The sequence below is a fragment of the Streptococcus sp. VTCC 12886 genome (genome assembly GCF_049893425.1).
Classification (GTDB): domain Bacteria; phylum Bacillota; class Bacilli; order Lactobacillales; family Streptococcaceae; genus Streptococcus; species Streptococcus suis_AA.
Genome location: NZ_JBMVJB010000036.1, coordinates 1 through 21,039 on the forward strand (window position 1 = coordinate 1; position 21,039 = coordinate 21,039).

General features: G+C 36.7%; 25 protein-coding genes and 3 pseudogenes. 19 read left to right on the forward strand and 9 right to left on the reverse strand.

Annotated elements, in window-relative coordinates; all coding sequences use genetic code 11:
• The 3 genes from ACPC57_RS09650 to ACPC57_RS09660 all read left to right on the forward strand — a co-directional run.
• A partial coding sequence (locus tag ACPC57_RS09650; protein WP_434066851.1) for a hypothetical protein occupies positions 1 to 219 on the forward strand: 219 nt, incomplete at its 5' end.
• Between the two features lie 109 nt (positions 220 to 328).
• Entirely contained in the window at positions 329 to 565 is a 237-nt protein-coding gene (locus tag ACPC57_RS09655) for a restriction endonuclease subunit S (RefSeq protein WP_434066871.1), read from the forward strand.
• Positions 566 to 949: 384 nt separating this feature from the next.
• Entirely contained in the window at positions 950 to 1,204 is a 255-nt protein-coding gene (locus ACPC57_RS09660) for a hypothetical protein (protein ID WP_434066852.1), read from the forward strand.
• A 95-nt stretch (positions 1,205 to 1,299) separates the two neighbouring features.
• Here the strand turns inward: ACPC57_RS09660 and ACPC57_RS09665 are convergent, their stop codons facing one another.
• The gene (locus ACPC57_RS09665) at positions 1,300 to 2,064 is read right to left on the reverse strand and encodes a MurR/RpiR family transcriptional regulator (protein WP_099421323.1); all 765 of its coding nucleotides are present in this window, start codon (positions 2,062 to 2,064) and stop codon (positions 1,300 to 1,302) included.
• 287 nt (positions 2,065 to 2,351) lie between these two features.
• Here ACPC57_RS09665 and pfkB point away from each other — a divergent pair, with 287 nt between their 5' ends.
• From pfkB to lacD, 4 genes are read left to right on the forward strand one after another with little or no spacing between them, the layout of a single operon-like run.
• Positions 2,352 to 3,287, forward strand: coding sequence for a 1-phosphofructokinase (gene pfkB / locus ACPC57_RS09670; protein ID WP_434066853.1), 936 nt, complete (start codon positions 2,352 to 2,354; stop codon positions 3,285 to 3,287).
• Entirely contained in the window at positions 3,288 to 4,676 is a 1,389-nt protein-coding gene (locus ACPC57_RS09675) for a PTS fructose transporter subunit IIC (RefSeq protein ID WP_434066854.1), read from the forward strand.
• Positions 4,677 to 4,698: 22 nt separating this feature from the next.
• A complete protein-coding gene (locus ACPC57_RS09680) occupies positions 4,699 to 5,145 on the forward strand; it encodes a PTS sugar transporter subunit IIA (RefSeq protein WP_434066855.1) in 447 nt (148 codons plus the stop codon).
• Positions 5,146 to 5,203: 58 nt separating this feature from the next.
• A complete protein-coding gene (gene lacD, locus ACPC57_RS09685; RefSeq protein WP_434066856.1) occupies positions 5,204 to 6,163 on the forward strand; it encodes a tagatose-bisphosphate aldolase in 960 nt (319 codons plus the stop codon).
• Between the two features lie 91 nt (positions 6,164 to 6,254).
• On the opposite strand, the gene ACPC57_RS09690 is transcribed toward lacD, so the two are convergent.
• Genes ACPC57_RS09690 through ACPC57_RS09700 form a run of 3 tightly spaced genes read right to left on the reverse strand, consistent with a single transcriptional unit; the run spans position 6,255 to position 7,109 of the window.
• Entirely contained in the window at positions 6,255 to 6,554 is a 300-nt protein-coding gene (locus tag ACPC57_RS09690; protein ID WP_434066857.1) for a DUF5960 family protein, read from the reverse strand.
• Positions 6,541 to 6,909, reverse strand: coding sequence for a hypothetical protein (locus ACPC57_RS09695; protein WP_434066858.1), 369 nt, complete (start codon positions 6,907 to 6,909; stop codon positions 6,541 to 6,543). The genes ACPC57_RS09690 and ACPC57_RS09695 overlap by 14 nt, the downstream gene beginning before the upstream one ends.
• Positions 6,906 to 7,109 carry a hypothetical protein gene (locus ACPC57_RS09700; protein ID WP_434066859.1) on the reverse strand — a complete coding sequence of 68 codons (204 nt, stop codon included), beginning with the start codon at positions 7,107 to 7,109 and terminating at the stop codon, positions 6,906 to 6,908. The genes ACPC57_RS09695 and ACPC57_RS09700 overlap by 4 nt, the downstream gene beginning before the upstream one ends.
• Before the next feature lie 55 nt (positions 7,110 to 7,164).
• Here ACPC57_RS09700 and ACPC57_RS09705 point away from each other — a divergent pair, with 55 nt between their 5' ends.
• The 6 genes from ACPC57_RS09705 (at position 7,165) to ACPC57_RS09730 (ending at position 13,457) form a co-directional block, all read left to right on the forward strand.
• Entirely contained in the window at positions 7,165 to 7,653 is a 489-nt protein-coding gene (locus tag ACPC57_RS09705; RefSeq protein WP_434066860.1) for a recombinase zinc beta ribbon domain-containing protein, read from the forward strand.
• A 114-nt stretch (positions 7,654 to 7,767) separates the two neighbouring features.
• Positions 7,768 to 10,587: a DUF4268 domain-containing protein gene (locus ACPC57_RS09710; RefSeq protein ID WP_434066861.1), complete on the forward strand. Its 2,820-nt coding sequence runs from the start codon at positions 7,768 to 7,770 to the stop codon at positions 10,585 to 10,587.
• 39 nt (positions 10,588 to 10,626) lie between these two features.
• Positions 10,627 to 10,782 (forward strand): hypothetical protein, encoded by a 156-nt coding sequence (locus ACPC57_RS09715; protein ID WP_434066862.1) that lies wholly within the window; start codon positions 10,627 to 10,629, stop codon positions 10,780 to 10,782.
• Between the two features lie 27 nt (positions 10,783 to 10,809).
• The gene (locus ACPC57_RS09720) at positions 10,810 to 11,136 is read left to right on the forward strand and encodes a hypothetical protein (RefSeq protein WP_434066863.1); all 327 of its coding nucleotides are present in this window, start codon (positions 10,810 to 10,812) and stop codon (positions 11,134 to 11,136) included.
• Positions 11,137 to 11,609: 473 nt separating this feature from the next.
• Positions 11,610 to 12,407, forward strand: a complete 798-nt coding sequence (locus ACPC57_RS09725; RefSeq protein WP_434066864.1) for a class II aldolase/adducin family protein — start codon at positions 11,610 to 11,612, stop codon at positions 12,405 to 12,407.
• 390 nt (positions 12,408 to 12,797) lie between these two features.
• Positions 12,798 to 13,457: a nitroreductase family protein gene (locus tag ACPC57_RS09730; RefSeq protein WP_174846221.1), complete on the forward strand. Its 660-nt coding sequence runs from the start codon at positions 12,798 to 12,800 to the stop codon at positions 13,455 to 13,457.
• A gap of 101 nt (positions 13,458 to 13,558) precedes the next feature.
• On the opposite strand, the gene ACPC57_RS09735 is transcribed toward ACPC57_RS09730, so the two are convergent.
• Positions 13,559 to 14,035: a transposase gene (locus ACPC57_RS09735; RefSeq protein WP_434066865.1), complete on the reverse strand. Its 477-nt coding sequence runs from the start codon at positions 14,033 to 14,035 to the stop codon at positions 13,559 to 13,561.
• Here ACPC57_RS09735 and ACPC57_RS09740 point away from each other — a divergent pair.
• The gene (locus tag ACPC57_RS09740; RefSeq protein ID WP_354318677.1) at positions 13,959 to 14,123 is read left to right on the forward strand and encodes an IS3 family transposase; all 165 of its coding nucleotides are present in this window, start codon (positions 13,959 to 13,961) and stop codon (positions 14,121 to 14,123) included. The genes ACPC57_RS09735 and ACPC57_RS09740 overlap by 77 nt on opposite strands.
• 181 nt (positions 14,124 to 14,304) lie before the next feature.
• Positions 14,305 to 14,832 (forward strand): HdeD family acid-resistance protein, encoded by a 528-nt coding sequence (locus tag ACPC57_RS09745; protein ID WP_434066866.1) that lies wholly within the window; start codon positions 14,305 to 14,307, stop codon positions 14,830 to 14,832.
• Positions 14,833 to 14,926: 94 nt separating this feature from the next.
• Here the strand turns inward: ACPC57_RS09745 and ACPC57_RS09750 are convergent.
• Together ACPC57_RS09750 and ACPC57_RS09755 are read right to left on the reverse strand one after the other, a co-directional pair.
• Positions 14,927 to 15,397, reverse strand: a pseudogene (locus tag ACPC57_RS09750) (transposase); the annotation flags it as partial.
• Positions 15,398 to 15,420: 23 nt separating this feature from the next.
• A pseudogene (locus ACPC57_RS09755) lies at positions 15,421 to 16,133 on the reverse strand (IS30 family transposase); the annotation flags it as partial.
• Here ACPC57_RS09755 and ACPC57_RS09760 point away from each other — a divergent pair.
• A pseudogene (locus ACPC57_RS09760) lies at positions 16,125 to 16,316 on the forward strand (IS30 family transposase); the annotation flags it as partial. The pseudogenes ACPC57_RS09755 and ACPC57_RS09760 overlap by 9 nt on opposite strands.
• A gap of 237 nt (positions 16,317 to 16,553) precedes the next feature.
• Here the strand turns inward: ACPC57_RS09760 and ACPC57_RS09765 are convergent.
• Positions 16,554 to 17,003: an Hsp20/alpha crystallin family protein gene (locus ACPC57_RS09765; protein WP_434066867.1), complete on the reverse strand. Its 450-nt coding sequence runs from the start codon at positions 17,001 to 17,003 to the stop codon at positions 16,554 to 16,556.
• Positions 17,004 to 17,718: 715 nt separating this feature from the next.
• Here ACPC57_RS09765 and ACPC57_RS09770 point away from each other — a divergent pair.
• The 3 genes from ACPC57_RS09770 to ACPC57_RS09780 are packed head-to-tail and all read left to right on the forward strand — an operon-like array spanning position 17,719 to position 20,759.
• A complete protein-coding gene (locus tag ACPC57_RS09770; protein ID WP_434066868.1) occupies positions 17,719 to 18,357 on the forward strand; it encodes a hypothetical protein in 639 nt (212 codons plus the stop codon).
• A 2-nt stretch (positions 18,358 to 18,359) separates the two neighbouring features.
• A complete protein-coding gene (locus tag ACPC57_RS09775) occupies positions 18,360 to 19,391 on the forward strand; it encodes a hypothetical protein (RefSeq protein ID WP_434066869.1) in 1,032 nt (343 codons plus the stop codon).
• A 12-nt stretch (positions 19,392 to 19,403) separates the two neighbouring features.
• A complete protein-coding gene (locus ACPC57_RS09780) occupies positions 19,404 to 20,759 on the forward strand; it encodes an AAA family ATPase (protein ID WP_434066870.1) in 1,356 nt (451 codons plus the stop codon).
• 164 nt (positions 20,760 to 20,923) lie between these two features.
• Here the strand turns inward: ACPC57_RS09780 and ACPC57_RS09785 are convergent.
• Positions 20,924 to 21,039 (reverse strand): IS3 family transposase (locus tag ACPC57_RS09785; protein WP_434066872.1); only part of this gene is annotated, 116 nt, incomplete at its 5' end.

The following is a 21,039-nucleotide window of genomic DNA, read 5'->3' on the forward strand; positions in this document are numbered from 1 at the left end:
TGTAACATCTCCTTGGATTATGTATGTATTTTACCAAACTATACACAGGTGTTACAACTTAATTATATCAGGTCAATGAAGGAATATAACCTGCGAAAAAAAGCAATAAAAAATATTAATGACCAAATGAAAAATAGTTTCTCTGCTATTGACGAAGCTAAAGAACAAGAAATGGTCAAGTTGATACAATTTCATCAAGATAACGAGTTTGTACGATGATGTGTCTGAAATAAGTCTAGAGATATCGAATGCTTATTTTGTTTGCTATGATTGGTTCTATAGGAAATCCTGTTTTGGTAAAAAAACCAGAGAGTTTTCAATTAAAAATATGGCATTATTTAAACCTATAAATAGTCAATTGTTGAATATGGAATATCTATATTGGTTCTTACAACTAGAACAAGATTTTATGAAAAAGAAAGTGAACGGTGGAGTACAGTCGTTTGTTTCACTAACTTTTTTGAGAAATTATCCACTCCCACTTCCTCCACTCGCAGAACAAAAACGTATTGTAGAGAAGATAGAAGAACTTCTGCCGTATACTAACCAACTGGTTAAAAAGTAGTCTAAATTTCCTAGGGGTGGTCTAATCTCTACAAGATTTCAAAATGGTGACCGTGCCAGGGTCTTGCGTGAAAAATCGCATAATTCCATAGGGGGGGATACCCCCAACAGCATCAAATAAGTGCCACATAGCCTTGTAAGCCTTGATAATAAAGGGTTTATGGGTTATGTGGCTATTTTTATTTCGTTTCATAGTATCCGATTTTGTTGAATTTTGGGCGCTTAAAACGTTGATTTTAGCTCATTTTTCAGCCCTAAAATGTATGATTTGTCTTGCTATTGTGTGACTTTAGAGTGATATATAGTGTAACCAAATAAGGAAAGGATGATGAACATGGAATTTAAAATCACATACGAAATCAAAGGACAACGCAGAAAATAACTGGTGCAGGCAATCAGTGACTATCTAAACACCATCCCTAAATACCTCAGTGTCCCCGCCTGTGCCTATGAGATTGGCGAACTGACCGTTGATCGAGAAGGGGCTGTGATCATTAAGGACATCATGACACCAGTAGAAGTTGACACCACGATTCGTGACCTGGAAGCACAAGGATTTCTACCGACAAATTACGGTGAAAATGCCTTTGATGGCATTGAGGTATCCATGACAAGGGAGATGTTCACCGATTTGACATAAAAATAAAAGCGATGGTAAATCAAAATGACCTAGTGTTAATACTAGGTCATTTTAGTTGTCTAACTCTTGAAAGAATGTGGTAAGTAGAAGTTGGTTTAAAAATTTTTAGGTTCATTTTGTTTTGCAGCTAAAGTATCTAAAAGTAGTCTTGCAATTATATATAGAGGAAGTCGTGAATGCACTTCTACATCTGGAAAATATGTTAACTCTGTTTTAAAGCCAAAAAGTTTTAGCGGAGTATAATTTGAAAGGCTGCCAGAGGGGTTAGCACTCAGTAGAATAATAGTGGCATTGTTTTTTTGACAAATTTTTGCTGCGTCTTGTAATTCTTTTGTTTCTCCATTTAAGGATACAATAACTATACAATCATCTGAATCTAACCTTGTACTAACTTTACGAATAATGTTTGGATCTGTATGGAGTTCTGTATAATAACCTAGCAAAAGGAATTTTGTCTGCATCTCAGTAGCAAGTAGTTCAGAAAATCCCCTAGCAAAGATTGTAATTTTCCTTGAACTTTGTAGTTTTAAGATAGCCTTTTCTAATGTATCTAGGTCTAGGTCATTAAGTGTTTTTGTAACCTCTTGATAACTCTTAAGGACGGAAATTTTGATTTCATCGGTAATTTTATTATTTTTAAGAATGGATAAGCTATCCTGTTTTTTATCTTTTATGTCGTGCTTGAAATCGGAAAAACCTGTATAGCCCTTTTTTTGTAATGTTCGGGTGATAGTAGCTGTTGAAACATTTAATAATTCACTAGCATCAGAAATGCTTAGTAACGAAATCTCTTTAAATTTGTTATTAAGGTGTGTCCAAGTATATGTTTCAGTTTCCGTCAAATGTTTATTTTTCGTCATTGTTTTTTCCTTTTAACTATGTATTTTACCTGAAAAGGCAATTATTTAAAATTGATAATTACCATTAAGGCACTTTAATAAACATAAAATACCATATTTTTATCTATTCAACTTTGATTGTTATGATTTTTATATCTCTACAATATATCGTCAATGGATGTCCTCATTGTATTTTATAAAGGAGTGATTAGAAATTGTTTACAAGATAATAAACAAATTAGAAAACACTTACATTTAATAACTGTTATTATTATTATAACAAAATTAGTTGGAAAGGAGAATATGATGTGAGTATCTATACATTAACAATGAATCCGGCTATCGATATGTTCATCAAAACAAATCAGTTTTCGAACAAGGTAGTTAATCGAACGATTTATGATGAACTGCAACCAAATGGAAAAGGTGTCAATGTTTCTTTTATCTTAAAAATGCTAAATATCCCAAATATTGCTCTTGGTTTTAGTGCTGGTTTTACTGGTCAGTATATTAAAGATGAGTTACAAGCTAAAGGGATAACAGAAGAGTTTATTGATGTCGAGGGTAGAACTAGGATTAATGTGTTCACTCAAGTCCTAGCAACATCAGAGGAATATAAGTTAGTAAATAAAGGTCCCGTAATTTCTCACACTGCTCAAGATGCTTTATTGGAAAAAATACTTTTGCTTGGTTCAGAAGATTATTTAGTTATTTCTGGGAGTCTGCCTAGGGGGGTTGATTCCAATTACCTAATTAAAATATCTGAGATTACTAACAATCAGAACGTATCACTAATATTAGATATAAGTGATCCAGTTATCTTCGATTGTCTAAAATTTAATCCTTATCTGATTAAGCCTAATGATGAAGAAATAGCACAATGGTTTGGTGTGAGTGAATTATCTGAAGATGATATTTTTGAGTATGGAAAAACGCTTCAAACTTTAGGAGCACGTAATGTACTAATTTCATTAGGTGGAAAGGGGGCAGCATTGATAACGGAAAGTGGAGAAACATTATCTTGCAATGCTCCCAAAGGGGAAGTGGTGAATACAGCCTGTGCGGGGGATACTACACTCGGCACCTATTTAGCTTCAAAAATACAGGGTCTCTCAACTGAAGCATCCTTGGTAAAGGCAGTCGCTGCTGGTTCCTCTACGGCATTTAGAAGTGGACTGACGGATTTTTCAGATGTCGATGAATTAAGTAATCAAATTATTATTAAAAAAATGGAGGTAAAGTAGATGGCTACTTATAAATTAATTGCAGCTACTGGTTGTCCAACTGGTATTGCGCATACATTCATGGCTCAAGAAGCACTTGAGCAAGCGGCAAAAGAGCGTAACGTTTCAATAAAAGTAGAAACTCACGGTCAAGTTGGTATTGAGAACGAGTTAACAGCTGAAGAAATTGCTGCAGCTGATGCAGTTATCATTGCTGCAGACAAAGATGTTCATGCAGAGAGATTCGCAGGGAAGCGAATTATTGAAGTATCTGTCGGAGAAGGAATAAAAAATGCTCAGAAATTAGTTGACGATGCATTATCAGGAAAAGGGGTTGTAAAAGCAGGAGAAACTGTTAAGCAAGAAGCTTCAACCTTAGTAAATGAGAATTTTGGTCATCAAATTTACAAACATTTGATGAACGGTGTTTCCCATATGTTACCATTTGTTGTTGCAGGAGGTGTTCTGATTGCAATTTCATTTTTATTCGGTATCTACTCATTTGACCCTAATAGCGAGCAATATAACCCATTTGCTGCCATGTTGAAGAATGATATTGGTGGTGTCGCTATGGGAATGATGGTTCCTGTTCTAGCAGCTTTCATTGCCGAATCAATAGCTAAACGACCTGGATTTGTAGCTGGTCTTGTTGCAGGTTTGATGGCGTCAAACGGAGGTTCTGGCTTCTTAGGTGGTATTGTAGGTGGTTTTGCTGCTGGTTATATTGTTTTAGCTTTGATGAAAATTTTGAAAGGACTTCCTAAATCTCTTGATGGTCTGAAAGCTATTTTCCTGTATCCATTATTCGGTGTATTTTTGACTGGTTTGTTCATGGTACTAGTTAATTCACCAATGACCTGGGTAAATGAGTCAATGATGGCTTGGCTTGCTGGATTTGAAAATGCTAATCCAGTTGTACTAGGTGTGATTATAGGTTCTATGTCAGCGTTTGACATGGGAGGACCAGTTAATAAAGCAGCTTATGTAACAGGTACTGCTCTTTTAGCACAAGGGAATACTAGTTTTATGGCGGGTGTGTCTGCTGCGTGTATCGTTCCTCCGTTAACAACATTTGTTGCAACCACTGTTTTCCGTAAATTCTATTCTGAAGAAGATCGGAATGCGGGGATTGTTAATTTGATTTTAGGTTCAACTCATATTACAGAAGGTGCGATTCCATTTGCCGCAAAAGACCCACTTCGCAATTTGCCAATTTTTATGCTCGGATCATCGATTGGTGCAGTATTAACTTATCTTTGGAATGTAAAAGTCCCAGCACCTCATGGTGGATTCCTAATCCTACCTGTTGTAACTAATGCAGGTCTATGGGTATTGGCAATCGCAATTGGTGCGATTATCTCCGGATTGCTTTTGGGATATATTCAAAAATCAAAAGCTATGAAAGTATAAGCGTTATTTAGAAGGTATAAGTATGATTGATAGTAAACTTATTCAAGTAGGAGTGTCTGCATCAAGTAAAGATATGGTTTTTGATCAGCTCTCTCATTTAGTTGTTCAACAAGGCTATGCTACGGACGTAGATGCGGTAAAAAGTGCATTAATTGCTAGGGAGGTTGAAGGAACCACGGGTATGATGGATGGATTTGCTATCCCCCATGCAAAATCTTCTGCTATTACAAAACCTGGAGTTTCGGTGCTTAAATTGAAACAAGGGATAGAATGGGAAGCTATGGATGGGAAACCTATATTTTTTGTTATAGCACTCTTTATTCCAGAAACTGAAGCCGGATCTACTCATTTACAATTCTTATCAAAAATTGCACGATTATTAATGAAAGAAGAATTCAAAACTGCTTTAGCAAATGCAGATAGTACAGATGAAATTGTTAAGTTGTTGATGGGTTATTTAGGTTATTAATTTTTATCTCCCAACATATCCTAACTGTTGGGAGATTTGTTTTAGAAAGGTTTGAAAAATGGTAAAAGATTTATCTAAATTACAAACGAAAGACGGTATTATCTCAGCTCTTGCTTTTGATCAAAGAGGTGCATTGAAAAAAATGATGGCAAAACATCAAGCAGATGAACCAACTACAGAGCAAATTGAAGCTTTGAAGACTCTTGTATCTGAAGAACTGACAAAATATTCTTCTTCAATTCTTTTGGATCCTGAGTATGGACTACCAGCATCACGCGCCAGAGATGAACAGTGTGGTTTACTCTTAGCTTATGAAAAAACTGGTTATGATACCAGCTCTACCAGTCGTTTGCCAGATTGCCTAGTAGAATGGTCTGTAAAACGACTAAAAGAAGAGGGGGCAGATGGCATTAAGTTCTTACTCTATTATGATGTTGATGGAGACCAATACGTCAATCTTCAAAAACATGCCTATATTGAACGCTTGGGTTCAGAATGTCAGGCAGAAAGTTTGCCATTCTTTTTGGAAATTTTGAGCTACGATGAGACGATTGAAGACAATACAAGTGTTGAATTTGCTAAAGTCAAACCTCGAAAAGTAAACGAGGCTATGAAAGTATTTTCGGATGAACGCTTTAAAGTGGATGTTCTCAAGGTAGAAATACCTGTGAATATGAATTTTGTAGAAGGCTACGGAACAGGGGAAGTGGTCTATTCAAAAGAAGAAGCAGCCGAATATTTCCGTCAACAAGAAGCATCAACTAACTTACCGTATATTTATCTAAGTGCAGGTGTATCTACTAAGCTCTTCCAAGATACACTAGTGTTTGCACATGAAGCAGGTGCTAAGTTTAACGGTGTTCTTTGCGGTCGTGCGACCTGGGCAGGTGTTGTGCCAGTCTACATTGAACAAGGTGAAGAAGCAGCTCGAGAATGGTTACGAACTGTTGGGCGTGAAAATATCGAGGGACTTAATGCAGTCTTGTCTCGAACTGCTAATCCTTGGGTAGTAATATAGATAGTTGTTTTCTAGTAGAAATTTTAGAACTACTTATGTGCAAAATGTTTTCGTGTGGAATTATAAAAAGGAGTCATCACTTGATGTGCTCCTATTTTTCTGCTAAATGTGTTGTAGTTTTCTTATATGTATAATGATAGATTAGTGGATTCTCTTCTAAGGTTCTTACTTCAAATATGAAGAAGTGATCGCGGTTATCTTTGGACTTCTCCTTATTCAGGACAAAGTAATTCTTAAGTGAAGTCGCCATTGTTTTGAGGATATCATCGGTCAGGAAAGTCAATGGAATATTCATATTGGAGTGGCGGTAGAAGTCACGTTCAAAATCTTGGTAGCTCTCGCTGTAATAGTCCATTTGCAGGTGATTACGCTGAAACTCAAGCTGATTCATAGAGCACCTCCTCGACAAGTTCAATACTAATAATGTCTTTCAATTTCAGATTGATGTGACCTGTTGTAGTTTTTATCAAAATGAAATCCTTATTCAGACTTGGTATTGTCCCAGTGTAGGAAACACGCTTGTTTTTTTCAATCCCTTGAATGCGCGTGTGTAACTGCCCAGCGTATACTTGACTGAGGAGTAACAATTTCTTCTCCATTGATAAATCTGACATGTACGTTACTTTGTTTGTATCATCAGATAGTGCAGATGTATGCTCAGATAGGAAAAAGCCCATCCATTTTTGCATCTTTGTATCCTGGTACTCTCTTGCTGATTGAAATGGTAAGTATGAACGGTAAATCATTTTAATTCCTCCAATCCACCCGCGGAATGACCGCCGATAAGTTTACTGCGTTCAATATTTCTGGATCCTTCAGTTAGGACGGTTCCTTTTTGTATGGCTAAAAAGCCAAACTGTTCTCTGACAACATCAATAGCTGTCTGAAGTCTGTTTTCTTTTTCAATTTGTTCTACATCATCAAATAGTGATTGTAGAGTATACAATGTAGTAGAAAGTCATGAAGCTATTATTGACCAAGACACATGGAAATTAGTCCAGTTGGAATTGGCAAGGAGGAAAGCCTACCGAGAGGAGCATCAGCTCAAGTCCTATATCATGCAAAATGACGATAACCCTTTTACAACTAAGGTGTTCTGTAAAGAATGTAGTTCAGCTTTTGGTCGAAAGAACTGGACCACCAGTCGAGGTAAGCGCAAGGTTTGGCAAGGTAACAATCGATATAGGGTCAAAGGACAGATTGGCTGTCAGAATAACCATATTGATGAAGAAACGTTAGAGAAAGCCGTAGTAATGGCTGTAGAACTATTGAGTGAGAACGTGGATCTGTTGTATGGGAAGTGGAATAAGATTCTAGAAGAAAATCGTCCGCTAGAAAAGCATTATAGTACAAAGTTGGCTGAAGTGATAAACAAGCCATCCTGGGAATTCGATTCGTATGAGATGTGTCAGGTATTGGACAGTATTACAATTTCAGAAGATGGGCAGATAAGTGTAAAATTCTTAGAGGGGACTGAGGTAGATTTGTAAGTGACTGTGGCCGAAAGGTTGCAGTTTTTGCGTGGTTTCGTGATATAATGAAATCGTTCTAAAAATACGTTATTAATGATAGTTAAATAGAGTAATAAATAGGAGGACTAAATAATGGCAAATGAACTACAGCCGCTTTCTTTACTTTTTCAAAACAGACTTTTCAGAATTCCGGACTATCAGAGAGGCTATGCTTGGCAGCAGTCACAGCTTACTGATTTTTGGGATGATTTAGTAAATCTTCAAGAAGGAAGATATCACTATACAGGTTTATTGTCTCTTAAGAATCTGAAATCTTCTGAAACAACATCGTGGGGTAGTGATCTTTGGATGGTATCAAAAGGATTCAAGTCCTTTCATATTGTTGATGGACAGCAGAGACTGACAACTTTTGTTATTCTTTTAAATGAAATCGTGGAGTATTCCAGAACATTAAAAGAGAATGGAGGTTTATCCGACCGGGATATTGTGCTGGGATATGAAACGTTGGAAGATGTAGTTGCCAAATATATTTGTCAACATAGACCGCCGAATAAGCAGATAACTACATACCTGTTCGGCTATGAGGTGGACAACCCTAGTTCTGACTATTTACAGTACAAAATTTTTAATGAGCCTTATTCCGGGACCGTTAATGAAACGTACTACACAAGAAATCTGAAGTTTGCCAAGAACTTCTTTAGAGAGAATCTGACCGCCCTCTATGAGAGCGAAGGCATGGATGGAATCAATGAATTATACCTCAAACTGACGCAGAGGCTAATGTTTAACATTCATGAAATCGATGATGATTACGATGTGTTTGTAGCATTTGAAACCATGAATAACCGTGGTAAGAAACTCACAAACCTGGAATTGTTGAAGAACCGACTAATTTACCTGACAACTCTTTATCCGGAAAGTAAGTTCGATAAGATGGATAAAGAGAATCTGCGTAAACAGATTAATGATACCTGGAAGGAAGTGTACTTCCAGCTTGGCAGAAATGAGAAGACCCCGCTCTCGGACGATGATTTTTTGAGGGCACATTGGATTGTGTATTTCGCTTACTCCAGAAGAAAAGGTGATGACTATATTCATTTCCTTTTGAACAAGTTCTCTGCCAAGAATATTTTTGAAAAGAAAACGGTGGCTGTTGCCGATGACTCCTTGACGGTTGTTAGTGATACGGACTATGATTCGGATACTGACATTGAAGAAGAATCTGGTGAAGTAGAAACTTTTGAGGTTTCCAAACTTGAACATGGAGAAATCCTTGACTATGCAAACAGTCTGAAATATATGGCAAAGTACTGGTATGATACTTTCTTCCCATTCCAGAGTGAGAACCTTTCCGATGATGAAAAGGTATGGGTGGATCGTTTGAACCGCATCGGCATTGGACATTTCAGACCTTTGATTATGGCTGTTATCAGCCGAAGAGACTTGAAACCGGAAAAGAGGATTGAACTGTATACAGCCGTTGAGAGATTTATCTTTATTTGTTTCCGTCTTGGATATTTTAATGCCACATTCAGAAGCAGTGAGTATTATCGTGCATCTCGCAGCATTTACCTCAAGGAAATGGACATTGATGATTTAATCAATGATATCAATGAAACTACGGATGCCAATATCGAATATGCACTTCCGAACTTTATAACCAAGATAGAAAAGCACTTCGATAACAAGGGCGGTTTCTATTACTGGAATTCTATCAAGTACTTCTTATATGAGTATGAGTACCAGCTTGCAAAGAAAAACAACCTGGATAAGGTGAGTTGGGAGATGTTTACAAAGACTGAAAAGGACAAAGTTTCTATTGAGCATATTCTTCCGCAGACTCCGTCAAGGTTCTATTGGCGTAATCAATTTAGACAGTTTAGCGGCGAGGAAATCGAATTATTGTCCTGCACTCTTGGAAACCTACTTCCTCTTTCACAGAGTATCAATTCAGCATTGCAGAATGATAGTTTTGAGGATAAGAAAACATCCAAGAACGGTGGCCGAAGAGGTTATCAGAATGGATCGCATTCTGAAATTGAGGTTGCCAAGGAATCTGACTGGACAGCAGACCGGATTTATCAGAGAAGCAAGAAACTTCTGGAGTTCATGGAAAACAGATGGAAGTTTAGTTTTACTTCAGAACAGATGAATAAACTCATCTATGTTACATGGGTAAATGATGGCAGGGCTGTCCCAGCCCCGCTATCAGAAGAATCGGAAAAACCTGCTGATTCATCAAACAAAGGAAAACAACCTTCTAAGCCCGTAGGCGATTTAGGGGAGCTTCAACTTAAATTTTGGTCAAGCTTTGTAGAATACTGTAAGGAAGAAGGCAGAGATACTGACATTGCTCTTCGTAAACCATTGGCACAGAATTGGTATGATATTCCTGTGAATGGTTCTGATTACCATCTTTCTTATACCGTTACACGCAGTAAGTATTTATCCTTACTGATTTATGTTCATAATAAAGAAGCGTTTGAAAGACTCGAAAGTAAGAAGAACAAGATTGAAGAAATCTTTGGAAACAAGCTTGACTGGTATTCCAGCCGTGAAGGTAGTGAGGCAAAACGCATTATCTATAAGCGTGAAGCCGATGTGTTCAATCCATCAAAGCAGGAAGAATACTTTGCCTGGATGATTGATAAATGTGATGAACTTAGCAATGCACTTGTGCAGGTCGGTGAAATGGATGAAGAACCGAAGGAAAAAGATAAGTTTTCAAAGTTGAATCAGTATCTTGAAAACTGTGGGAAAACCGAACTGACATTGACCTTTACTGATATTGAAGCCATTATTGGTTGCAACCTCTGTAAGTCAGCATACAACTATTCTGCATACTGGACTCCATCACCAACCCATACAATGCCGAATGCCATCCTAGCAGCAGGATTTAAAGTAGTATCGGTTGATTTGCTTTCTAATTCATTGTTATTGCGTAAACAATAGTAATTTTCGAAAGTTGTCTAATTTATAGAAGGTGTTGACATGAGAGTCTTGGATTTAGATATGGACTATTTTATGACTGAAATAGCAAGTACTCCATTTTCTTGTGAAGAAAGACTTGATGAAGAGTACTATGGGGATTCAGTATGGACTGAAGAGGAAGTTCGACAATTTTTAGAACAAAATTTAGGATTATAAAAAAATCACAAAATTCCAGGAAGAATTGTGACCGGTCATATTGAGGCGCTGATATTTTGGAAAGAACTTATTAATAGTAAAATGCTTTCAGATCCTTTTGACGTTGTTCATGTTGATTCTCATGCTGATTTAGGTTTGGGTGACGCATCATGGAGTTTTTTGCAAAGTGAGTTTCTTACACATACGATTGATTCAAGAAGAAAAATTAGCGAGTATGAATTTTGCAATAAAATAAAAGGAATTGGTATAGGTGATTATTTACTTTGGGCAGTTGCCTATAGAATGGTTTTAGGCTTTCAAAATGACAGATGTTTTATAGCTCATGGTCTGATGGCTAGTGTACATCCAGTTTAGTCATTATGGAAAAATGGCGAGCGTAATACAAGTATTTCGTTCCATAATATCATCTTAACAACTTGTAATTTCAATTCGTTCCATAATATAGGTAATCCCTATCAGCACATATAGAAGTAGTCGGTTTGTTAGAAAAACGCATTTAGGTTGTCCAGTTTGCGTACCTGTTTTCTGTCAAGCTGCTTCAAAGGTCCACTGGACCTTTGAACTCCCTAATACGCATCACGTTGAGTGCGAAGTATTGATGTCAAGGGTGAATAAGTAAGAGTGTAATAAGATAAGTAAATAAAGGCTTTCCGTGATTTGAGGTCTGGTTCTAAGCCGGAAGGATAATCACGGATTTTTGCTTTGAGGGAAGTTATCTAAGATTGGTGAAATGCGAAATTTGTTCTTTAGTAGATTAATTGATGTGATGAGTTGATAAGATAGTTGTCTAAATAATTGTGAGTTGACAAGATATATGTTAATTTTAAGTGACAACAAACGATGAACAAATAATAGACGAAATTATAGATTCTTATATTCAATTACCTGCTCGTGGAGACAGACAACAAAGAGAAGAGAAAACACATCAAGAGTGGAAACGAATTCTACAAAGAGAAAGCCGCAATGGGTTCAGTCAAAATTCTGTTCTTGTTCATCGTGCCATTAGAACGTCAGGGAAAGCGTATTTATCTACAAAACAGGTATTTGTTCCAACTAATTTTGTTGTATATACAATGTCAACTTACGAGGAGGCATTGTTGCTGTCTACTTGGATGACAACCATTTTTTATCAGTTGATTTGTGAAGTAACATCTAAAGACCAAGAAGGAATGAGGAAGATGGAGGTTGCTGATATTAATACCACTTTTATTCCTCAACTTGATATGATTTCTTTAAATACCCGGAATCGAATAAATGAAATAAAAGATGAAATCGTATTTCTTAATTTAAAGAATTCCGAAATTAGGCTGAAATATGATAATGATGCAAAATACTATGTTTATTTATACAAGCATTTCGCTAATATTAAGGCTGTGGTCCATACTCATAGTACTAATACGGTCGCCTGGGCACAAGCCGGACGTTCTTTACCTGTATATGGAACAACACACGCTAATACTTTTTATAGCGAAGTGCCGATTACGCGTCATCTAACAAATGAAGAAGTCACAGAATCTTACGAATGGAATACTGGCAAAGTCATTGTGGGAGCCTTTAAAAATCAAAACCTTGATCCCTCAGCTATTCCCACAGTGTTAGTCAATGGTCATGGTCCTTTTACATAGGGAACCACTACGCAAAAAGCCATCGAAAACAGCTTGGTTTTAGACGAATGTTGTCAAATGGCACAGATGACTGAATCCGTTCGTTCAAACGCAGAAAAATTACCTCAATATGTGCTCGATAAACATTATTATCGCAATCACGGTGCTAATGCGTATTATGGACAAAATTAAATCTAAAATATTAATCGTAAATAAAATACAAAAACATGAAATAACAAGTTTTTACAAACGACAACAATAGCATAATTAATAAGATGGGACTGGAAAGAAACAATCGTGTCTATCTGGTCTCATATTTATTTTAATAAATTGGTTAAACTTTTCACAAATTCATTGTAAATCCACCAGCTTTGTGATAAAATTAACTTACAAGAAAAGGAGAGTGTTTTCATGAGAGAAAAATTTTTAGCAAAAGATTATGTTAATAATGACTATAAAGATATCGTATTCAATCGTCGTTCATGCCGTCGATTTGACCCTAGTCAAAATATCAGTCGTGATGAAATCGTCGAAATGTTAGATGAAGCGACAATTACACCATCCGCATGTAACTTACAATCATGGCACTTTGTCGTCGTTGATAATGAAGAAGCTCGTAACAAAGTCAAAGCAGTCACGATGCCGTTTAACTATCCCCAATTAGAAACAGCACCAGTTACAATCTTTATATTAGGCGATACTCAATCACATAAAGTTTATCGCGAAGTTTGGACCAAAGTATATGAAGAGGGCAAAATTACCAAAGAAAAATTAGACGCCATCTTCAATTCATTTTTACCAATGTACGAGAAAGCTGATCGCGACTTTTTAATTAAAGATGCTACCTTAGACAGTTCAATGTTAGCAATGCAATTATTATTGGTTGCTAGAGCACACGGATATGAAGCGAATGCATGGGCAGGCTATAATTCAAAAGACTTAGTTGCAACTTTAAACCTTGATAATGAGCGTTTCGTGCCTGTTATGGCAATTTCAATTGGTAAACCAGGCGAAGAACCACTTGAATCAGAACGTTATGATGTGAATTCTAAAATTAACTTTCTAGCATAAAAATTGGCTCTTTGTCAAGAAGTGTTGATAGTGTATTTTTCCAGTTGCATGCAGGCTAAATTTCACAATCTATCAAGCAGTAGCTGGGAACCAAAAGGTTCCTAAGCTGCTGTTTTTGTTTCTAGTAATTTATATTCAATGAAGATGCGGTTTCGAAAATTAGAAAAGTTGCGATAGCCATAGGCTGTCCGCTTGATGACCTTGATTTTATTATTAATCCATTCCACTAATCCGTTTGAATAGTCGCAGCTCAGTGCGTTTACAATAGCTCTTTCGGATTGGCGGAATGTCTTCAAAGCTTGGTCCATCTTGGCAGAAAGCCCCCGTTGTTTCTCATGAATGAAGGACCGAAACAAATCCGGTTTCCGGTGCGTAACCGTAAAGACGATTGTTTGGTAGGCATTATAATTCAGGCGAAGACTCTCGTCCAAAGAAAGAATATATTCGATGATCCCCCGTTCCGTCACCGTTCCCTTGAAAAGTCTATGATAAAGGTATTCTGTGCCATTCAACAGTTCTTCTTTTTTCAGAATCAATTTCCAATCTCTGTTAAAGAGAGAATGGATCAACAGGTTCAAAATTAGAGACTATCAACAGGCAAACCGCCTTGTTTTTGAATATATCGAGGCTTTTTACAATACAAAGAGAATTCACGGTTACTGCTGATATATGTCACCCAATGATTTTGAATCTTTATATGAAAAAACTAAAGATAGCAGATTACAATTAGCCGGCTAATTTGAGGACTTTTTTCTCATTTTAATTTGTACTAAATCTTGACATAGGACCACTAGTATGTTAAGGTAAACAGTGAAGATGATTATAGAATTTAGAAAGGAGTCTTGTTTTGATTACTAAAAATGAGAATGGATTTGGTTGGGGGAGTCTGCTGTTGGCAGTGCTGTTCTTTATTGCCGGCTGGACCGCCCTCAACAATCCGCTGACCACTTTGATTGCTTTGGGGCTTATGTATGGGATTACTGCCATCGTACAGGGGGTTTCAGTCCTGATGTACTACTTTGAGCTGAAAAAGGTGCTGCCCGGTAATCCTTGGTACTTGATCCTGATTGGCGTATTGGACTTGCTGGTTGGCCTTTATCTGGTGTTCAATCCGGCTGTCAGTGTGACGTTCCTGCCGATGTTGTTTGTGATTTGGTTCCTCATCGACTCCATCATGAACATTTTCCTGGCCTTCCGCTTGAAGGATAGCCAGAGGAGCTGGTTCTGGGTGCGACTCACCTTGGGCATCCTGGGGGTCGTGATTGGGTTTGCCTTGGCGGGGAACTTGTTAGCCGCCATCATTTCCGTCACCTACTTGATCGCGTTTTACTTCTTCACCGGCGCCATCATCAAGCTGATTGACGCGTTTGTCTAGTTGGCTTCTTCGGCTCTTTGTCAAATAGGACTGATGGCTCAATTATGGTCCGTATCACAAGAAATAGCTTTTTCTTGTGATACGGACTTTTTTGTTATTTTATTTTGATTAACCCGTTCGTTAAGAAAATTCTGGTTCGCATATTGTCATAAGATCTGAAGCCATAAGAGACTCGTTTTAACGTGTTGATGTGGGTGTTTTTCGCTTCAATTTTTCCATTGGAATAAGGGTAAATAAGGCCATTCCGAATGCCTACTTCATGATTGTCTAGGTTTTGAATGGCATGCCGGAATTCGGGATTTATCTTGTCTGACATTGATCTAATGATATCGAAAAATAAACCAGCATCCTTCTCTCTAAAAGCGTTTGTGATGTCATGAAATACTTGATAGGCTTCTTTTAATGGTTCAGAATAGCTCAGAAGCCGATCAATGACCATGGCTTCTGTTAGATAAGGGTACTTTGGTGCTCGGAAGCTTCGCCATGTTTTATATTCCGAAATATCAATGTTTTGGCGATTTTTTATCAATCGTTTCCAATTACTTTTTATTTTTCTCCCTCGAGTAGCCTATTGACCGCCTCTTGAAATCAAACGCTTGGCTTCAAGGGCTCTGAAGCTATTAAATGCAGTATTAATATTATTATTTGAGACAACTGCTCTTCATTTACATAACTCAAAAAGACTTCCAATGGTGTCTGGTAGTTCAGTGATTTTCTGGGTATATGATTTCTTTTTGAAGCCACAGAGGGGATGAAATCCTGATTGACTTGATTGAAATCCATTTCTTTCGGTAGGCCATCTTTTCGAAGGAGACCATTTGAGTGTTCGTTTAAACCTCGTTGTGATGGTGTTCCTGGGTCTGCGAAATAAATAGCTATATCATTCGTATTACTGATATTTTCCAATTTGAGAACTCTTTACCACAATCGAAAGTAATCGATTTAAAGAGATTTTTAGGAACCGATTGAAACCAAGTATTCGTTGCTTTTTCAATATCGATTGCTTTACGACCTTCAGGTTTCAAAGCAATAATGACTTTTGAAAGGCGTTCAACGAGGGTGATGACGGCACTTTTATGATTGACACCGACAATCGTATCGCCTTCTAGATGCCCGAACTATGTTTCAAAAGAAGTATAATCCGTTTCTCGCTCAGCGATATTTCGTTTGAATGCTTGTTTTCCACGACGTTCTTGATGACAGTTTGGTTTTCGTTTCCCTTGCATAAGTAACTTACTTTGATCAAACTCACCATTTTTAAAACGACGATATAAGGTACGGACAGAACATGAAAAGGAACGAATGAACGGCATAACCGTATGCTGCGAGAATTTATCCCAAAGGGAGTCACTTTGCGTCCATTGTCCTATTCTCATTTACTGGCAGTAACCAATACGATCAACGACAGACCGAGAAAAATAATGGATTATGCAACACCTGCAGAACACCTTCAGGAAGAACTCGCAGTTTTACAAGCCGCTTAAGGTGTTTCGTTGGTTCCCTATCCTCTTGGAGTAGAAACACCAACGATTCACCAAAAAAATGGTAAGAGATGAAAACACGCCCTACCGAGAATGGCTTCAAACCGTTGGTAACACTGGATTATTGAGTAATTCGCTGTCTATAAAGGTTTTTTTAATTTTTTATGCATTTGATATTGCAATTAAGTAGTATAAAAAATAAAGCACATGGGTGAATAACCCGATGTGCTTTATTTTGACTTATTCAACATCAATTGTAATGCTGTTGTTTGGCTTTTCTTCTTTAGGAACTACAACTTTAAGTAAACCATTTTCCAGTTTTGCTTTAATACCATCTTGCTTGGCATCTTCCAAATAAATTGAACGACTCATAGAACTATAACGTCTCTCTCTGTGGATGAAATTCTTTTTCTTTGATTCACTGTTTTCATCCCTAGTAATAGAAATCATAAGTTTTCCATCGTTAAGTTCAACATTGATGTCTTTTTTATCTATACCTGGTACTTCAGCCTCAATTAGGTATTCATTGCCATTATCTTCGACATCAACTTTGAAAGTATCATGTGTGAGGGTTCTTTTAAAAGGCCAGTCATTGGAAAAATAATCATCAAGTACGTTGTAGAAGTCCTCAAAGCCAGTGTTTGTAGAGATTTCTTTGTTCTTTTTGTTAAAAGGTACTAACCCAGCCATAAATAACAACTCCTTTTCAATTTATTTTTTTGTTAGCGCTCTTCTATTGGGTGCTAACTATTATACAACACAGAATGTTCCGTTTGTCAATATATTTTTGAGAATTTTTTTAAATTTGACTTTGATATTTTTCCATAAACGAGAGTCAATCTTGGATATGTTTCCATTTACGAGCGTGGATATGTTCCTAAGTTCGAGAGTAGGTAAAAATATAACTAAAACACCGTTTTGACAGCTATCAACACCTCTCGAGCCATGTAGAACTAGTCGGTTTGTTAGAAAAACGCATTTAGGTTGTCCAGCTTGCTTACCTGTTTTCTGGCAAGCTGCTTCAAAGGTCTACTGTACCTTTGAACTCCCAAATACGCATCACGTTGAGTGCGTGGCTCTACTTGTAAAAGCCTAGAAACCCTTGAACGAATGGGATAATGAAAAGCCTTGGAGACAAGGTTTTTTAGCTTGGGGTGGGGTAGTATCAGAGTGAGTAAATTTTTGGAGTTAGTAGAAGTGATAGCTAGAAATTATCAGTTTCTATTTCCATTTACCCTGTGGGTACGTGTTTGTTTCCATTGACAAGGAGTTTGTGGGAATAGAAACGTCCCCACCTTTAAATCTTTTAGATGATTGCCCCTGAAAGTGGAGAGAAGTGGGAAATGAGTAGATGTGAAATGTGATATAATAAAAGAAAAATTATTGTATAGAATGAGAAGAGAGTATGAAATATAATGACTTCATAAAAGAAACTATAATGGATTTCAGTTCCATAGAGTTTAAGAATATCAAAGCTTTACTTATTGGAGATTATATTCAATTTTCCTTTTTGGAGGATAATCGGATTGATCAGTATATTTTTTCTGAAAAATTATGTGATTATTTAGAAAAATTGGAATTGAAGACCAAGATACCTTTTCAAAAACACTTGGTTTATTACAGTATTTTCTTAGATAACTTGGTTTCAAATAAAATTGCCAAAGCACCAAAAGGCAATTTGAAGGCCATGGCCCCCCATCTTATACCTAGAGCTAGACGGTATTATGATAAAGCTAAGCTGGCAGGAAAAAAACAATTCAATTCTGTCCATCAATTGATTGATTATTGCAGGGTTATGTTCTGTCTTTACAATTCTGCTCTCCAATCTGATGCAAAGCAATTTGAAAATTTTGATTTATCTATTGATGCTCTATCTATTGAAAAAATTATTTTCAATATGAAGCAGGAACAAGCTAAAAAATTGAATTTCCAAGTAGCAGAATTTTTCTCGAAAAATGGAATATATTCAAGTGAAGTTTTTTACCTAATCATGACAATCATCGTCTATTGTGAGTTAAAGAATAGTAAGAACCAAGGAGAGTAGCAATGTCTAATGTCATAAATATTCATAGTCTGCAGGAACTGTATCGTTTTCTCAATGAAAAAGGTGTCCTTGAGATAGTATTGAGAGGGAATAATAAACAAATCCGAGCGATTCAGAAAGTTGCGATTAATCAAGTTCAAAATAAAGAGGCTGCTCAATTGGTAAACCAGGCCTTTCAAGCAATACATAAAAATTCACAATTAACCAATAATGTGCTTCAATCGCTTCGGAATGTTACTGTTTTACAAAATCTAACCCTTGCATTGAATTGCTTGAATCTTGTCGCAACCTGTGCCGGCTTTGCAATATTATATGCAAAACTTGATAAAATGAGTGAGGAAATCGCTCAACAAATTCAACATCTCCATCAAACTATAAAACAAGGACACGATATTCAGACTGGCTATGAATTTAATAAAGTTCTTTCTTCATATACTGACATGTTGGATGCAAGAAGACGTCAAAATCCATATTCTGAAGAAAAAATGCGTGAACTAGTTGATCAACTATACAATGTTTTACAGTTATTAATTGCTGTTTTTAAGAAGGAAATTGCAACAGATAAAAGTTCAATCATCTTGTCAATTTTCTCGCTTCTTTCTATGTTAACCATGTCATTACGTTTTTATGATGAGCTCTACTATTTTAATAATAAGGCAAAATTAAACAGTGGAAGTGTATGGCATTCTGCTCATGATAGATGGATGGGTGTATATCATGTGTTGCAATCAGGTTGGTTTTTGGAAAGATTACAAGACTATGCATTTTTGGAGTCCGATATGACAACAGTTGAAATGGATATCTACTGTGCAGAATTAATGGAAGAAGTTTCCTCGCAGAAAGAAGTGGTTGAAGATAATCAAGCACTCATTCTTGCTTTGGATGATCAACAAACTTTTCAAACAATAAATCAAGTCAATACAGATGGCTTAAAAGAAGGAATTGCATCGATTATAGAAGAAACACTACATCAAGATTCGGATGCCTCGTGTCAAGCCTATCAAGTCATTATGGATCAGGTTGCTTTACTCTAAGATTGAGGAATTATGATGGATTTAGAAATCAAAAATGCTCTGGATAGGTTGTTGATTGCATGTGAAAAAGTTGAAAGCAAACAGTTAGCAATATCTTTGCCAGTTAAGTTGAAGCAATTGGTTCTTCAAGAAGTCCTTATTTTTATTAAGAGAATATCATTGACTGATGTCATAGAGCGAATCAATCTTTTTGTTAACACTTATCTTTCGGGGATTCAAGTTGAAGTTTCTGAGGTCAATAAATTAGAAAAAATTCCTTCAACTTTCAAACTTCTATGTCAAATAGATCAAACAAATGAGGATAGTGAAGGAATTATACTTTCTGATCTCTATCTTAAAACAATCACGTCAATTGGAAGACACTACACACTAAGTAAGGATCATAAAAAATTGACGGATATTCAAGGTTTTGTTGATCATGTGAAATGCTTACAACAATATATGACGACTGGTCTGATTTCGGATTTAGGAGAGGCAGCTGTTGCTGAGAAATTGTTGGTCGTCAACAAAAGAGAACAAGAGGTTGGATCAGAAGAAACTTCTTATTCTGTAACTGTTGAAACTATCGAGGAAGCGTTAGACCAAATAGACCAGTTGATTGGACTAGATGCCGTAAAAAAAGAGGTTCATAATTTAACAAACTTACTACGTCTCAATAAAATGAGACAAGAACGGGGATTCAAAACCCTAAAAACCTCCAATCATTTGGTGTTCCTGGGAAATCCAGGAACTGGAAAAACGACCGTTGCTAGATTCATTGCTAAGATTTACAAGTCTTTGGGGATTTTATCAGAAGGGCAGTTGATTGAAGTAGATCGGGCTGACTTAGTAGCTGGTTATGTTGGGCAAACTGCAATCAAGACGCGAGAGGTAATTGACAAGGCACTGGGTGGAATCTTATTTATTGATGAGGCCTATACATTGGCTAAAGGTGGGACAGATTTTGGACAAGAAGCGATTGATACAATTTTAAAAGCCATGGAAGATAAGCGCGATGATTTTGTAGTTATCGTTGCAGGATATTCTGATCCAATGAATGATTTCCTAGAATCAAATCCTGGTTTAAGGTCGCGTTTCAATAAGTTGATACATTTTCCCGATTACACTGCTGAAGAATTATTGGAAATTTTTAACTCATATTGCCAGACAAATGAGATGCGAATTTCATCCGATGCAAGCCTTATTTTAAAACATTATTTACAAGAGATTTGTGATAAGAAACCGCTAAATTTTGCAAATGGCCGAGCAGTTCGAAATATTTTTGAAACTTCATTGTCCCTTCAAGCTAATCGTCTTGCACAGAAAGAGCAGATTAATGATGATGAATTGATGCTAATTAAAGCAGAAGACTTGTCTTTCACTCAGTAAGATATGTGACATGCAAAGAAAAACGGAGTCATCTTTTGATGAACTACTATTTTTGTACTAAATATGTTGTAGTTTTCATATACGAATAGCGATAGATTAGTGGATTCTCATCTAAGGTGTGAAAAGGCAACACTTTTCTGTACAAAATTTATAAAGTGTTTTTGTTAAACGATTGCTCTTTTAGTCATGGGTATTTGGTAATGAAGTGTGCTGTGGATGCGATGGTGATTCCACCAGTGGACATAATCCTTAGTTTTAAGGGTTAATTCTTCCAAAGAGC

Bases quoted from the DNA above. Each gene is read 5' to 3' on its own strand.
- ACPC57_RS09655 (WP_434066871.1), top strand. From the start codon at position 329: ATGGCATTATTTAAACCTATAAATAGTCAATTGTTGAATATGGAATAT.
- ACPC57_RS09665 (WP_099421323.1), bottom strand. From the start codon at position 2,064: ATGACGAAAAATAAACATTTGACGGAAACTGAAACATATACTTGGACA.
- ACPC57_RS09675 (WP_434066854.1), top strand. From the start codon at position 3,288: ATGGCTACTTATAAATTAATTGCAGCTACTGGTTGTCCAACTGGTATT.
- ACPC57_RS09680 (WP_434066855.1), top strand. From the start codon at position 4,699: ATGATTGATAGTAAACTTATTCAAGTAGGAGTGTCTGCATCAAGTAAA.
- lacD (WP_434066856.1), top strand. From the start codon at position 5,204: ATGGTAAAAGATTTATCTAAATTACAAACGAAAGACGGTATTATCTCA.
- ACPC57_RS09690 (WP_434066857.1), bottom strand. From the start codon at position 6,554: ATGAATCAGCTTGAGTTTCAGCGTAATCACCTGCAAATGGACTATTAC.
- ACPC57_RS09695 (WP_434066858.1), bottom strand. From the start codon at position 6,909: ATGATTTACCGTTCATACTTACCATTTCAATCAGCAAGAGAGTACCAG.
- ACPC57_RS09710 (WP_434066861.1), top strand. From the start codon at position 7,768: ATGGCAAATGAACTACAGCCGCTTTCTTTACTTTTTCAAAACAGACTT.
- ACPC57_RS09715 (WP_434066862.1), top strand. From the start codon at position 10,627: ATGAGAGTCTTGGATTTAGATATGGACTATTTTATGACTGAAATAGCA.
- ACPC57_RS09730 (WP_174846221.1), top strand. From the start codon at position 12,798: ATGAGAGAAAAATTTTTAGCAAAAGATTATGTTAATAATGACTATAAA.
- ACPC57_RS09765 (WP_434066867.1), bottom strand. From the start codon at position 17,003: ATGGCTGGGTTAGTACCTTTTAACAAAAAGAACAAAGAAATCTCTACA.
- ACPC57_RS09770 (WP_434066868.1), top strand. From the start codon at position 17,719: ATGAAATATAATGACTTCATAAAAGAAACTATAATGGATTTCAGTTCC.
- ACPC57_RS09775 (WP_434066869.1), top strand. From the start codon at position 18,360: ATGTCTAATGTCATAAATATTCATAGTCTGCAGGAACTGTATCGTTTT.
- ACPC57_RS09780 (WP_434066870.1), top strand. From the start codon at position 19,404: ATGATGGATTTAGAAATCAAAAATGCTCTGGATAGGTTGTTGATTGCA.